This window comes from Aliiroseovarius sp. S2029 (assembly GCF_023195575.1).
GTDB lineage: Bacteria > Pseudomonadota > Alphaproteobacteria > Rhodobacterales > Rhodobacteraceae > Aliiroseovarius > Aliiroseovarius zhejiangensis.
Genome location: NZ_JALPQE010000007.1, coordinates 1 through 13,911 on the forward strand (window position 1 = coordinate 1; position 13,911 = coordinate 13,911).

Annotated in this window: 16 protein-coding genes; 7 read left to right on the forward strand and 9 right to left on the reverse strand. The window is 60.3% G+C overall.

Annotated features, from left to right (window positions below; genetic code table 11):
- From MUY21_RS13675 to MUY21_RS13690, 4 genes are all read right to left on the reverse strand, one after another.
- The coding region (locus MUY21_RS13675; RefSeq protein WP_002583150.1) for a GTP-binding protein at positions 1-94 on the reverse strand (94 nt) is incomplete at its 3' end.
- A gap of 171 nt (positions 95-265) precedes the next feature.
- Entirely contained in the window at positions 266-1,441 is a 1,176-nt protein-coding gene (locus tag MUY21_RS13680; protein ID WP_248410908.1) for a M48 family metallopeptidase, read from the reverse strand.
- On the reverse strand, positions 1,438-2,613 hold the full coding sequence (locus tag MUY21_RS13685; protein ID WP_248410909.1) for a DUF898 family protein: 1,176 nt from the start codon (positions 2,611-2,613) through the stop codon (positions 1,438-1,440). Before MUY21_RS13685 ends, MUY21_RS13680 begins: the two co-directional genes overlap by 4 nt.
- 3 nt (positions 2,614-2,616) lie before the next feature.
- Positions 2,617-4,950, reverse strand: a complete 2,334-nt coding sequence (locus MUY21_RS13690; RefSeq protein WP_248410910.1) for a DNA topoisomerase IV subunit A — start codon at positions 4,948-4,950, stop codon at positions 2,617-2,619.
- A gap of 239 nt (positions 4,951-5,189) precedes the next feature.
- Here MUY21_RS13690 and MUY21_RS13695 point away from each other — a divergent pair, with 239 nt between their 5' ends.
- The 6 genes from MUY21_RS13695 to MUY21_RS13720 all read left to right on the forward strand — a co-directional run bounded on the left by MUY21_RS13695 (position 5,190) and on the right by MUY21_RS13720 (position 9,472).
- Entirely contained in the window at positions 5,190-5,783 is a 594-nt protein-coding gene (locus MUY21_RS13695) for an SH3 domain-containing protein (protein ID WP_248410911.1), read from the forward strand.
- 124 nt (positions 5,784-5,907) lie between these two features.
- A complete protein-coding gene (locus MUY21_RS13700) occupies positions 5,908-6,744 on the forward strand; it encodes an SDR family NAD(P)-dependent oxidoreductase (RefSeq protein ID WP_248410912.1) in 837 nt (278 codons plus the stop codon).
- 73 nt (positions 6,745-6,817) lie between these two features.
- Entirely contained in the window at positions 6,818-7,024 is a 207-nt protein-coding gene (locus MUY21_RS13705; RefSeq protein ID WP_191287079.1) for a twin transmembrane helix small protein, read from the forward strand.
- Positions 7,024-7,596, forward strand: a complete 573-nt coding sequence (locus MUY21_RS13710; protein ID WP_248410913.1) for a cob(I)yrinic acid a,c-diamide adenosyltransferase — start codon at positions 7,024-7,026, stop codon at positions 7,594-7,596. The genes MUY21_RS13705 and MUY21_RS13710 overlap by 1 nt, the downstream gene beginning before the upstream one ends.
- A gap of 191 nt (positions 7,597-7,787) precedes the next feature.
- The gene (locus tag MUY21_RS13715; protein ID WP_248410914.1) at positions 7,788-8,546 is read left to right on the forward strand and encodes an electron transfer flavoprotein subunit beta/FixA family protein; all 759 of its coding nucleotides are present in this window, start codon (positions 7,788-7,790) and stop codon (positions 8,544-8,546) included.
- Positions 8,546-9,472 carry an FAD-binding protein gene (locus MUY21_RS13720; RefSeq protein ID WP_191287082.1) on the forward strand — a complete coding sequence of 309 codons (927 nt, stop codon included), beginning with the start codon at positions 8,546-8,548 and terminating at the stop codon, positions 9,470-9,472. The genes MUY21_RS13715 and MUY21_RS13720 overlap by 1 nt, the downstream gene beginning before the upstream one ends.
- A gap of 60 nt (positions 9,473-9,532) precedes the next feature.
- Here MUY21_RS13720 and MUY21_RS13725 read toward each other — a convergent pair whose 3' ends face one another.
- Positions 9,533-10,360 (reverse strand): DUF6473 family protein, encoded by an 828-nt coding sequence (locus MUY21_RS13725; protein ID WP_248410915.1) that lies wholly within the window; start codon positions 10,358-10,360, stop codon positions 9,533-9,535.
- Positions 10,361-10,520: 160 nt separating this feature from the next.
- Between MUY21_RS13725 and MUY21_RS13730 the strand changes: the two genes are divergently transcribed.
- The gene (locus tag MUY21_RS13730) at positions 10,521-11,396 is read left to right on the forward strand and encodes a 3-hydroxybutyryl-CoA dehydrogenase (protein WP_248410916.1); all 876 of its coding nucleotides are present in this window, start codon (positions 10,521-10,523) and stop codon (positions 11,394-11,396) included.
- 5 nt (positions 11,397-11,401) lie between these two features.
- Here the strand turns inward: MUY21_RS13730 and MUY21_RS13735 are convergent, their stop codons facing one another.
- From MUY21_RS13735 to rapZ, 4 genes are read right to left on the reverse strand one after another with little or no spacing between them, the layout of a single operon-like run.
- Complete coding sequence (locus MUY21_RS13735) at positions 11,402-12,265, reverse strand: lysophospholipid acyltransferase family protein (protein ID WP_248411048.1); 864 nt, start codon at positions 12,263-12,265, stop codon at positions 11,402-11,404.
- 56 nt (positions 12,266-12,321) lie between these two features.
- Positions 12,322-12,594 carry an HPr family phosphocarrier protein gene (locus MUY21_RS13740; protein WP_248410917.1) on the reverse strand — a complete coding sequence of 91 codons (273 nt, stop codon included), beginning with the start codon at positions 12,592-12,594 and terminating at the stop codon, positions 12,322-12,324.
- Between the two features lie 3 nt (positions 12,595-12,597).
- A complete protein-coding gene (locus MUY21_RS13745; protein ID WP_248410918.1) occupies positions 12,598-12,993 on the reverse strand; it encodes a PTS fructose transporter subunit IIA in 396 nt (131 codons plus the stop codon).
- Positions 12,994-12,997: 4 nt separating this feature from the next.
- On the reverse strand, positions 12,998-13,906 hold the full coding sequence (gene rapZ, locus MUY21_RS13750) for an RNase adapter RapZ (protein WP_248410919.1): 909 nt from the start codon (positions 13,904-13,906) through the stop codon (positions 12,998-13,000).
- Positions 13,907-13,911: the final 5 nt, after the last annotated feature.

Genomic DNA, 13,911 nt, shown 5'->3' on the forward strand with positions numbered 1-13,911 from the left:
TCGCAGCGGTCAGCGTCGTCTTGCCGTGGTCAACGTGGCCAATCGTGCCGATGTTGACGTGCGGTTTGGAGCGTTCAAACTTTTCCTTAGCCATGTGCCATAAGCCTTGTATCTGATGGGGTTGCGCCGAACCCGGATTCATTATCGCGCGCTCACTACTCGGTCGCGCGGGGAAAATCAAGACTTGCGTGACCCGGATCGCGCGGAAAGCCAAGATTGTTTCATTTGGGAATGTCCGCCCCGGGAAACGCGCCGCGACCTTCCTCTAGTCACCGTCAGGCCAAGCCTTCTTGTCCGGCAGATTCGTGTCGGGTTGCACGGCCGATCCATTCTGGCACACCGTTTGCAACGACCGCCAGGCTTCCGGCTTCAACACCGCGCCATAGCTTCGCCCTTCGACAACAGCGTCCTGCGCCGCCGCGATCCGTTTGCCCATCTGCGGATGCGACATGAAATGCGCGACGATCCCTTCCGCGTCGCCATGTTCCGCCAGCAGGCGTTCAAACATTGTGCCCAGCGCAGCAGGCGATACACCCGCCTTGTCCAGCAACTCATGGGCATAAATATCTGCCGCTGCTTCGGCAGACTGACTGTAGGAGGCGTTGATCAGTTGGTTGGCCAGAAACAACGCTATCGTTCCCCCGGCGAAATCACCGAACAGAAGGCCCAGTACACCCAGCGACCCCGCCGAGCGAAGCGCGTCACGGGTCGGGTCGCGGTTGACCACATGGCCGATTTCATGCGCCAGCACGGCGGCAATCTCTTCAGGGTTTTCGGCCTGCTCGATCAAGCCCCGGAAAAAGACGACGCGCCCGCCAGGCAGGGCAAAGGCGTTGACCATATCATGATCCAGAATGTGGATCTGCACGTCATATGGCAGGTCCGAGGCAGGGTTCAGCTTGTCATACATCGCCTGCATCGCCGCATTGCCCGCCGGGGCGTCGCAGATCGGCGTGCCGACCAGCCCCGTTTCGTCCAGCGCCATGCGGATCTGTTCAAATGTGGTGTCCCCCAGCGCCTTCTCGCCCTCGGGCGGCAGCATGACAGCCAGTTGGGCCGCCATCATCGGGACCAGCACGAAGATGATCGCCGCGACGGATACGACCGCCCCACCGGCCCAGGCCATCAATTTGGGAAACGTGATCACCCGGTCACGTTTCCCAAGGCGTGGCGCGCGGGCGCGCAGTTGCGATTGCAGGGTCTTGTCGCGCAGATAAAGCCGCGAAAGCCTGTCGCCAGTACGGCTGATCACCAGTGTTTCCGTGTTGGCCTGATCGGGTTCGGCCCGCACGTCAGCCCAAGGCCAGATCTGCATTTGGCCATCGGGCAGGGTAAGTTCGACCCCTTCGGTCTGCAAGCGCACCGAAACACGGGTCAGGACCGCGCGGTCGCCTGCAACGAAATCCGCGAATACGACGGAGGCCGTGGGGGTGCCGATCATATCGCGGCCCCCACATCCAAGGCTTCGGCGAAGCCCTCTGCTTCGGCAAATTCATCACGGTCGCGTTGGGTGATCTGGTGCAGGTCACCGGCATTCACGATCCGCGTCACCTCGGCGAAATGTGCGGTGATGGGCAGGGTGATCCAGGCATGGGTCATGGCGCGATAGCCCAGGAAGATCGCGAAATAGATCAGGATCATGATCGGGGCACCGGCGGCCATCATCGCTTCAATCTGATCCGGGTTTTCAAGGTCAAAGCTCCCGCCGCCGACTGCAACCAGAACCAGACCCGTGGCGACAAGCACCAATCCGGTGAACACCAGATAAATCAGGAACCAGCCCAGCGCATATATGCCGATGATGGTCCAGGGTCGGGGTGTTGTGCGAAACCGCATGTCGCCCAGTTCTTTGGCCTCTGTCAGTCGCTTGAAGCTGTCGGCCCGCCAATAGGCCAGGCCATAGATGCCCCACGGCACGGTCAGCAGAAACGCCGCGAGCCAGGCCGGGTTGTCGAAGGCGGCGGCCATGCCGCCAACCACGGCTGACAGGACCAGCGGGTAATAGACGTGCTTCATGGATCCAAACAACATCCCGCGCCGCCCGCCCTGCACAAACTGCTGGTCGCCGAAATAGGTGTGGTTGGTCTTGTATTTCTCAAGCCAAAGCGTGGTCAGTGGCCAAGCCAGCCCGAGCGTTGCAATGGCAAGACCCCAATGCACCATCGCCCGCCACGCATAGCCCCAAGCCCCCGGTTCCAACCCGAACCGGATGCCGCGCCAACGGGTGCGGGCCAGAATGTACCTGCGCGCGCGGTACTGCGCGAAAAAGATGATGGGGGCGAGACCCGCAAGGCTGAGCAGATAGGCCGCGACATTTCCCTGCAACCAGGCAAAGCTGATATACATCAGGATCAGGTTCACCACCCCGATATAAAACGCCATGAACACCACGGCGACCAGAAAACCGAGCAGCTTTTCCAACGGGTCGCCCACATATTCCAGCGGGATGCCTCCGGGGCGAATGGCGCTCCAGTAATACCGCCGCAAGCGTGTCTTGGCCCAGAAGCGATAGAAACCAAGCGTCAGGATGGTCAGCAACCCGGTTCGCAGCGCCAATCCCAACATCGGACCTTTGCGCCCGGAATACATGATGTTCAGATTGGTGGGCGGCATCGGTCAGTCAAACTTGTTGTCACGCGGGAAGCCATGCGGCGGCGCTTTGCCGACCCCTGCCCGCTTGCCCAGCCAAGGCGACATGTCTGCCTCGGTCCGGGTGCGGTCGCCCGTGGCGGGCCAGGACAGGCCAACCTCCCAGTCAAAGGTCTTGAGGTCAGACAATCCGCCGTCCAGCTCAAGCACACCCTGTTTGCCGCGCGCGCTGTGGTATTTCTGAAGCCGCACACCTTTGCCGCGTGTCATCTCGTTGATCTCGGCCACCGGGAAGACCAGGAGCTTGCGGTTCTCGGATACAATCGCGACGTGATCGCCTTCGACCGGCTTGCAGATCTTGGCACGCGCATCGCCCACATTCAGCACCTGTTTGCCATTCTTGGTCTGCGCCAGCACATCATCTTCACCGACGATAAACCCGTTGCCCGCGGTCGAGGCCACCAGCAAGCGCCGCCCCGGTTGGTGGATGAACAGGTCCACGATTTCAGCCTCGTTCGGCAGATCAACCATCAGGCGCAGGGGTTCGCCCATGCCGCGCCCGCCGGGCAGGTTGGCCGCCGACAGGGTGAAGAACTTGCCGTTCGAATCAAAGACAAGCAACTTGTCGGTGGTTTCAGCATGGAAGATGAAGCGGGGGCCGTCGCCATCGCGGAACTTCAGTTCACGCGTCAGGTCGATATGGCCTGACATGGCGCGTATCCACCCCATTTGCGAGCAGACCACGGTGATCGGCTCCTTCTCGATCATCGCTTCCAACGGCACATCCTCGACCTCGCCCGCCTCGGCGAACTGGGTGCGCCGGGCGCCGCCTTCGTAATCCTTGCCAAACAGCTTCTTGGTTTCTTTCAACTGCTCGGAAATGCGCGCCCATTGCAGGCTTTCGCTGTCCAGCAGATCCTCAAGCCCTGCGCGCTCTTCCATCAGCTCGTCGCGTTCGCGCACAAGTTCGATTTCTTCCAAACGACGCAAGCTGCGCAGACGCATGTTCAGGATGGCGTCGACCTGAACTTCGGACAACTCGCCTTCGCCGGGGGGCGGGCTGACATAATCCACTTCGCTCATGGCGCGGACGTGGTCACGGCCCCAATCCTCGCGCATCAGGGCGGGTTTGGGGTCGTCGTCATAGCGGATGATGTCGATCACGCGATCAAGGTTCAGGAACGCGACAATGAAGCCTTCCAATACTTCAAGCCGATGGTCGATCTTTTCCATCCGGTGGGTCGAGCGCCGCAGCAGCACGTCCCGGCGATGGTCAAGAAAGGCGCGCAGCACCTCTTTCATCGAACAGACTTTCGGCGTCACACCGTCGATCAGCACGTTCATGTTCAGGCTGAACCGCGTCTCAAGGTCCGAATTGCGGAACATCAGGTTCATCAAAAGCTCGGCATCGACGTTCTTGGATTTCGGCTCCAGCACGATGCGGATATCGTCGGCGCTTTCGTCGCGAATATCGCCAAGAATCGGGACCTTCTTGGTCTGGATCAACTCGGCGATCTTTTCGATCAGCTTCGACTTTTGAACCTGATACGGAATCTCGGTTACAACGACCTGCCACTGGCCACGGCCCAAATCCTCGACCTCCCACGTGCAGCGCAGCCGGAATGACCCGCGCCCGGTGCGATAGGCCTGCGCAATGTTTTCACGCGGCTCGACGATCACGCCGCCGGTCGGGAAATCCGGGCCGGGCACATAATTCAACAGCGTATCGTCCCGTGCATCGGGCACCTTGATCAGATGCAGGCAGGCGTCGATCAGCTCGGCAATATTGTGCGGCGGGATGTTTGTGGCCATGCCGACGGCAATCCCGGACGAGCCATTGGCCAACAGATTCGGAAACTCGGCGGGCAGAACCACCGGTTCCGTCAGGCGCCCGTCATAGTTGTCGCGAAAATCGACCGCGTTTTCGTCCAGCCCCTGCAACATGGCCTCGGCAACGAAGGTCATGCGCGCTTCGGTGTACCGGCTGGCGGCCGGATTATCACCGTCGATATTGCCGAAGTTCCCCTGCCCGTCGACCAGCGGATAGCGCACCGCGAAATCCTGCGCCAAACGCGCCATCGCGTCATAGATTGCCGCGTCCCCGTGGGGGTGGAAATCCCCCATCGTGTCACCAGAAATCTTGGCGGATTTCACAAACTTGCCACCAGATGCCAGCTTCAGCCGCGACATCGCGTAAAGGATGCGGCGGTGCACCGGTTTCAGACCATCGCGCGCGTCGGGCAAAGCCCGGTGCATGATGGTTGACAGGGCATAGGTCAGGTAGCGATCCCCGATCGCCCGGCGCAACGGCTCGGACAAGGTTGGGGAGTTTTCGTTGCTGTCATCGGTCAATTCGTTCATAATTGTTGTGTATCGAGTGCTGTCGGAAGGGTAAAGCTGCTGCGGGAAAGGTCGACGAACTTTCCCCTGATATTATTACAAGACACGGTGTTCATTTTAACACCAAGCTGACGAACTCCTGCTTATACGTTGTCTGCAAGGGCTGACATACGGAACCAAGACAGGGGTCGTGCGTTAAGCGATTGAACAGAAGATCAAAAAGATCTCACCAAGGGTAAATGGTTTAAAGGGGATTTAAGATGGGGATTATCAAACTAAGCTGCCTGACACTCGGGGCGCTCGGCGTGGCGATGCTGCATTTCGGCCGCGATGACGGTCTGCCCGTTGACCGGATCGGGCGCGAACCAACCATTGCACAAGACACGATCGTGCCGGTGTCAGCCGCACTCGACCCGGGGATCGCAGGCTCGCCTGAAACTGCCGAAGGTGAAATTATCGCAACCGCAAATGCAACCCCGGCGGTTCAAGCGCCGAAAGCGGCGGCACCTGCGCGCCTTGTGGCAGTGCCAGTCACTCTGGCAAGCGCGTCGACGCCACAAACGCCTGCGGAACTTGCCGAAGCTCAGGCGCGAAAGATGGCGTCAAACATCACAACCGCAACCCCGGCTGCGGCCAGCCTGACCACCGACGCCTTTCCTACGGTCTTTGTCAGCGGCACAACCGTGAACATGCGCGCCGGGCCGTCGACCAAACATGGTGTCGTGGCAAAATTGACCTACGGGACCGAGGTTTACGACATGGGCACAACCGCCAGCGGGTGGAGCCAGATCAAAGTGGTGGACACCGGTGCGCGGGGTTTCATGGCAACGCGTTTTCTGGTGTCGCAGCTTTAACCGTCCGGCAAATGCCTGAAATCAGCCCCGAATGACGCGGCCGACCACAGGTGCGCGTCATTTTCCGTTGACCCCATCGCGCCAGACCGCCTTAGTGCTGCCTGCGCGAAACAGGGATCACCACATGACCACACCAACAAAATCCATCCTGATCACCGGGTGCTCGTCGGGTATCGGCTATGACGCGGCGCACGCGTTGGCCAAACGCGGCTGGCGGGTCTTTGCCACTTGCCGGAAAGACGCAGACTGCGAACGACTGCGTGCCGAAGGGCTGGAAAGCGTCGTCCTGGATCACGCGGATGCTGCCAGCATGGACGCCGCCATGGCCGAGGTTCTGAACCGCACCGGCGGCACACTGGACGCGCTGTTCAACAACGGGGCGTTTGCGATTCCCGGTGCTGTCGAAGACCTGCCCACCGATGCTCTGCGGTCGATTTTTGAAACGAACCTGTTTGGCTATCACCACCTGACCCGCCTTGCCCTGCCGGTGATGCGGGCGCAGGGATATGGGCGGGTGGTCAACAACTCGTCCGTTCTGGGGTTTGCGGCCATGCCGTGGCGCGGGGCGTATGTGGCGTCAAAATTCGCGTTGGAGGGCCTGACCGACACGCTGCGGCTTGAGATGCGAAGCACCAACATCAAGGTGATCCTGATCGAGCCCGGCCCGATCACCACGAAAATCCGCCAGAACGCACAACCGCATTTCGAACGCTGGATAGACTGGGAAAACAGCTCGCGCCGCAACCTCTATGCCAAACTGCGTGAGCGGCTATATGACGACAGCGGCACGCCCGACCGATTCGAACTGCCGCCGTCAGCGGTCACTGATAAGCTGATCCATGCGCTGGAAAGCCCGAATCCAAAGCCGCGTTATTACGTCACCACGGCGACCCGCATCGCAGGGATTGCCCGGCGGGTTCTATCGACCCGGGTGGGGGATCGCCTGACACCCAACGGCTAAGCGCAGCCGATTGCCCCTCGCCTTTTTGGCGTCACGGCGCTATCTCATCAGGAACTGAACCCGAGGATATTTCATGTTCGACGACCCGTTATTTCTGATTGTTGCCGTTGCCTGCGGCGCCGTGGTCATCATCCTGATGCTGGGCATCGGATCGTTTGGAATCGGCGGCGAGACGTCGCGGAAATACTCCAACAAGATGATGCGGTGGCGGGTCGCGGCGCAGGCCATCGCCATTGCACTGATCCTTCTGTTTGTCTGGCTGCGCGGAGGTAATGGCTGATGGTTGTTCTGAACAAGATTTACACCCGTACCGGGGACAAGGGCGAAACCGCTTTGGGCGACGGATCGCGCGTGGCCAAGCATTCAGCCCGCGTGGATGCCTATGGCACCGTGGATGAAACCAATGCCACGATCGGTTTGGCGCGACTGCACGCCGAGGGGGACACAGACGCTGCCCTTGCCCGCATCCAGAACGATCTGTTTGACCTTGGCGCGGATCTATGCCGCCCAGAAATGGCCAAGGATGCCGAGGCTGAATACCCACCCCTGCGCATGGCGCAGGAGCAGGTCGACCGGCTGGAGGCCGAGATCGACGCGATGAACAAGGCGCTGGAACCGCTGCGCAGTTTCATCCTGCCCGGCGGGTCCGCCCTGGCTGCACATCTGCACCTGTCGCGCACGGTCAGCCGCCGCGCGGAACGCCTGGCCACCGAACTGGCCGCGCAGGAGGACGTGAACCCGGTGGCGGTGAAATACCTGAACCGCCTGTCCGACTGGTGCTTTGTCGCCGCGCGCGTGGCCAATGACGACGGCAAGGCCGACGTGCTTTGGGTGCCGGGTGCCAACCGATAGACCCGCCGCGACACCGGTGACATGCCACATATCGGAAACATTCTCGTAACGAATCCCCGTCAAAAGCAAAAAACGCGGCGTCCTTTGGACAGAACGTGACGATTTTGCGCTGTTTTCAGCGCCCTTGACCCGGTAAACGGGTGTGGAACTGAGACCGCCCCATCCGGGGCCTAATTGGGAGAGACACGCCAATGAAGGTGCTTGTGCCTGTGAAGCGCGTGATCGACTACAACGTGAAAGTTCGTGTGAAAGCGGACGGATCAGGTGTCGATCTTGCAAACGTGAAAATGTCGATGAACCCCTTCGACGAAATCGCCGTCGAAGAGGCGATCCGCCTGAAGGAAGCTGGCAAGGCGGACGAAATTGTCGTCGTGTCGATCGGCGTGAAGCAATCTCAGGAAACCCTGCGCACCGCGCTGGCGATGGGGGCGGACCGCGCGATTCTGGTGGTGGCCGCCGAAGACGTGCACACCGACATCGAACCGCTGGCGGTGGCCAAGATTCTGGCGAAGGTCGTGGAAGAAGAAAAACCAGACATCGTTCTGGCGGGCAAGCAAGCCATCGACAACGACATGAACGCCACCGGTCAGATGCTGTCGGCCCTGCTGGGCTGGTCGCAAGGCACCTTTGCGTCAGAGCTGGATATCGACGGCGACAAAGCCGTTGTGACCCGCGAAGTTGATGGCGGTCTGCAGACGATCAAGGTCTCGATGCCGACCATCGTCACCGTCGATCTGCGTTTGAATGAACCGCGCTATGCGTCCCTTCCGAACATCATGAAAGCGAAGAAAAAGCCGCTGGACGAAAAAACGGCCGCCGATTACGGCGTCGATACCGCCCCGCGCCTTGAGATCGTCAAGACCGAAGAACCGGCCGCCCGTGCCGCCGGGATCATCGTCGGCTCGGTCGACGAACTGGTAGAGAAACTTAAAGAAGCGGGGGCTGTATAATGGCTGTTCTTCTTCTCGCAGAAGTTAACAATGGCGAACTGGCGATGGACGCCACCGCCAAGGCTGTCACCGCGGCCAAGGCGCTGGGTGACGTGACGGTTCTGGCCGCGGGCGCTTCGGCTGCCGCGGCTGGTGAAGCTGCCGCCAAGATCGACGGTGTGTCCAAGGTGCTGGTCGCCGAAGACCCCTCGCTGGGCCACCGATTGGCGGAATCAACCGCTGCCCTGATTGTATCGCTGGCTGACGATTACGAACACATCGTGGCCCCGGCCACCACCGACGCCAAGAACGTGATGCCCCGCGTGGCCGCCCTTCTGGACGTTATGGTGATCTCGGACGCGTCCGGTGTGGTGGATGCCAACACCTTCGAACGTCCGATCTATGCCGGTAACGCCGTGCAGACCGTGAAGTCGTCGGATGCCAAGAAGGTCGTGACCTTCCGCACATCGACCTTCGATGCGGCTGGCGAAGGCGGGTCGGCTTCGGTCGAAACGGTGTCTGCCGCCGACAATCCCGGCCTGTCCGAATGGGTCGAAGACAAGGTTGCCGAAAGCGACCGGCCCGAGCTGACCTCGGCCGGTGTGGTCGTGTCCGGCGGGCGCGGCGTTGGCTCGGAAGAGGATTTCGCCCTGATCGAGAAACTGGCCGACAAGCTGGGCGCTGCCGTTGGTGCGTCGCGCGCGGCGGTCGATTCGGGCTATGCCCCGAACGACTGGCAGGTGGGTCAGACCGGCAAGGTCGTCGCTCCGGACCTGTATATCGCCGTCGGCATTTCGGGCGCCATCCAGCACTTGGCTGGCATGAAGGATTCGAAGATCATCGTCGCGATCAACAAGGACGAGGAAGCCCCGATCTTCCAGGTGGCCGATTTCGGTCTGGTCGCCGACCTGTTCGAGGCCGTTCCGGCGCTGACAGAAAAGCTCTGACGCCCTCAAAATACTACAGATCAAGGCCCGCCACCGCAGCGGGCCTTTTTTATGCGCGCATCAAAGCAACCGGTCGATTGCACAATGCAACGCGCGGCTGGCATTTTGGTGCGCGACACAGCCCAACATGTCGCGCGTGGCCGGTTCATCCATATCGGCATAGACCAGCCCACTTTGCCCGTCCTGCTTCTGCTGGGGGGTTACGGCAACCTCGACTGTTTCCGCGACAAAGGGCGCGACGGCCTGCATCATCTCTTGATCGACAAACAGGGGATCGGATCCGTTGATGCCATCGACACCGCCCGACCGGATCGGGTGGTCGGCCAGCCACAACAGCACGATGTCGCAATCCAGCCGGGCGATCAGCAGCTTCATCCGCGCCACCCAGGCTGTTCGCAGTTCTTCCACCACATGCCTGAAACGATCGGCCGAGATACCATGCAGCGCGGTCAGCAGGTGGCGGGTAAAATTGAACTCGGTCAGATCGACGTCGCCATACAATTCTTTCAGCAGGTTTGAGCCGCGCAGGAACCTGTCATTCCGCCTTGGATGCACCGAATAGAACCGGTTGGACATGTTGTGTGCTCCGGGCACCTGCAACACCGTGACCCTGGCGCGATTGGCAAGGGTCAGCAGCCCGTGATCATGCAAAAACGCGTCCACTCCGGCATTCTGGCAGCCGAAATTGATGACCTGCATCCCCATCTCAAGCCCCAGCAGATCGGGATAGGGGTGTTCGTGGTACTTTCCGAATGTCTCGGTCCCGCCGAGCACGGCGACATAGGGCGCCGCCAGTTTCCGCTTCGGCCCGCGAAACAGGATTTTGGACGTGCCATATCTGCACAAATGATACTCCAACGGGCTTTTGCCCAAGGTGTCGTAAGCCATTCCACCCACTCCGTTCTTGTTCACCCGACCCGATGATTCGCATGAAGAGGTTTGGATTTGGCTAATCTTCAAATGCAGGTAATTTTCTTAGCGGCTGCTTAACCCTTGCACCCCTGCCGCACCGCCGCATAGTCTGGCGCAAGACAAGGAAAGGGATCAGATGAGCATCGAGACAATCGGCATCGTGGGCGCCGGGCAGATGGGCAACGGCATCGCGCATGTGATGGCGCTGGCCGGGTATGACGTGCGCCTGAACGACATCAGTCAGGACAGTCTGGATGCTGCCATGGCGCGCATCGCAAAGAACATGGAACGGCAGGTCGCGCGCGAGGCGATCACGCCAGAAGACCGCGACACCGCTCTGGGCCGGATTTCGACCACGCTGAAGTTGCCAGAGATCGGTGCAACCGACCTGATCATCGAAGCGGCGACGGAAAACGAAGCCCTCAAGAAGAAGATTTTCGATGGGCTTCTGCCGCATCTGAAACCGGATACGATCCTGACCTCGAACACCTCATCCATCTCGATCACGCGGCTGGCCAGCGGCACTGACCGGCCCGAACGGTTCATGGGGTTTCACTTCATGAACCCGGTGCCGGTGATGCAACTGGTCGAGCTGATCCGCGGCATTGCCACGGACGAAGCCACCTTCAAGGCCTGTCACGGCGTCGTCGAACGCCTGGGCAAAACCGCCGCCAGCGCCGAGGATTTCCCCGCCTTCATCGTCAACCGCATCCTGATGCCGATGATCAACGAAGCCGTATACACGCTCTATGAAGGTGTGGGGTCAGTGCAAAGCATCGACACGTCGCTGAAGCTAGGCGCCAATCATCCGATGGGGCCGCTGGAACTGGCCGACTTCATCGGGCTGGACACCTGTCTGGCGATCATGAACGTGCTGCATGATGGGTTGGCGGATACGAAATACCGCCCCTGCCCGCTTCTTACCAAGTATGTCGAAGCTGGCTGGCTGGGGCGTAAATCGAAGCGCGGATTTTATGACTATCGTGGCGAGGTGCCTGTTCCGACACGGTGACGCCACTAGTCGCGAGGTTTGCCCAATGCCAGCGTATGATCGCGCAACCACCCCATGAAACCACGCGGGTCGGTGTGCAGCCGCTCCATTTCCGCGTCCGACAGCACCGGCCCGATCACCGGCTTCTGTGGGCGGTTACAACTGCGCACGATCTCGTGCAGCAGCAGTGCCTGGCGCATGCTGGCCGACAGCCGGTTGGCCATCTGATACCAGCGCGAATTTGCGCCGGGGAAATAGATCGGCACCACCTTGGCGCCGGATCGCCGGATCAACTGCGCCGTAAATACATTCCATTCGCGTTCAATCGCGGGTCCGAACAGCGTATCGGACGAGGCGACAACACCCGACGGGAACAGGGTCACAAGCCCCCCGGCCTTTAGATGCGCCATGGTCTGCGCTCGCATTTCGACCATCTTTTGCTGCGCGTCGGGGTCATGGGGAAATGGCACCGGGATCATGTAGGATGACGCAACCTCGTCCAACCCATCCAGAACCGAACGGCTCAGGATCCGATAGTCCTGACGGCGACGGCCGATCAGCTCGGCCAGAACCATCCCGTCCACCAGACCGTGCGGGTGATTGGCGACTGCGATCACGGGGCCGTCCGCCGGGATTTGTTTTAGCTGTTCGTCGGGCGTTTCAACTCGAATGCCCATCACGTCCAGACAAGCCCCCCAGAACGCCTGACCCTTAGGGGCACCGCGCCGTTCCAGTTTGCGCACCATCCGCAGGATCGAAATCTTGCCCGTCAGCCATTCCACCACGCGGATGACATAGGACTGGATCGGGTTGTTCAGGGAATTGGCATAGGTCAGGTTGCGACGGTCATATTGATCATGCGACAGGTCGCCCTGGCTTTGTCCGGCCATATCGCTGTCAGTGTTGTTCACAACATCTTGTCCCATATCAGCCTGCAGCACGTGCCTTACATGCCTTCGCCGAACTTGTCTTCGACCAACTCGGTCAGGGCGGCCATCAGCTCGGTCGCCTGCGGGCCCGAGGTTTCGACATGGATCTTGGTGCCCTGAGATGCCGCCAGCATCAAAAGCCCCATGATCGAATCCCCTTCGGCGTCGATGCCATCCTTGGACACGCGCGCGGTCGCATCATGGTTTTCCACAGTGTCAACGAACTTGGCCGAGGCGCGCGCGTGCAGGCCCTTGACGTTGATGATCTCCAATTCGCGGCTTGTGCTCATACACTACACCCCCTGTATACCATCAATACAGTCGATGTATTTCCGGCCCGCCGCAAGTGCCTTGCTTGTGGACATATCAATCGGCAAATGTCGGGTCTTGGCCAGCTTCACCAACATGGGCAAGTTGGCGCCGTACAGGATCTTGCGGTCAGCCTTGCTACAGGCTGGCAGCGACAGGTTGGCGGGCGATCCGCCGAACATATCGACCACGACCACGACACCGTCACCTTTGTCGACGGCATCAGCCGCGGCTGAGATTTCCGATTGCTTGCTGGCCCGGTCGCAATCCGCCGCGGTCGAGATGGCGCGCACGCCCGGTTGCCTGCCGACGACATGTTCGACAGCGGCAAGATATTCATTCGCAAGCCCGCCATGCGCGACGATCACGATGCCGATCACGCTCTTACCCCAATTCTTTCAACACCGGCCCCGTTTCGGCACGGCGTTCCATTTCCCGGTGTCTAATTGACACCTGCCACCCCTTATTTGCAAGGGACTTCGCCAGTCTTTCCGTAAGGGCAACAGAGCGGTGTTGCCCTCCGGTACATCCAAACCCGATGGCCAGATGCGATTTCCCCTCATCCCCATAGGCGGGGATCAGGAAATCCACCAGTTCAGAGACTCGGGTGAAGAACTCGTCAAACCGCGGATCCTTGGCGACATAGTCCGCCACCGCATCATCACGCCCGTCCAGTGACCTGAGCGTCGGTTCCCAGTGCGGGTTGCGCAAGAACCGTGCATCCAACACCATATCAAGCCCGCGCGGCACGCCACGTTTGTAGGAAAAAGAATGGACCGATACCGCCAGGTTTTCAGCACCTGACTGCGACAGCCATTGCATCAGCTCTTCTTTCAGCTCATGCGGCGACAGATCCGAGGTGTCGATCAGCACATCCGCCCGTCCCCGAATGGGCACCAGCAGCTCGATCTCGCGGGTGATGCCGTGATCCGGGGTCTCTGCGGGCGCCAGCGGGTGGCGACGCCGCGTTTCCGAATAGCGGCGGATCAACACATCGCGCGAACAATCCAGATACAGAAGCTCGACATCATGGCGATCATCTTCCCGCAGATCCTCGATCACCTGCAACATCATCTCGGTCGAGAAATCGCGGTTGCGCACATCCACGCCCAGCGCCAGCGGGTGATCCAGAACAGGCCCGCCCAGAACCCGGTTGATCAGCGACAGCGGCAGGTTGTCGATGACCTCGTAGCCGATATCCTCCAGCACACGAATGGCCGTCGTGCGCCCGGCGCCCGAAGGACCGGTCACCAGAACAACCTTTTGTCCCGTGTTGGTGTTGTCGTCTGTCATCATCT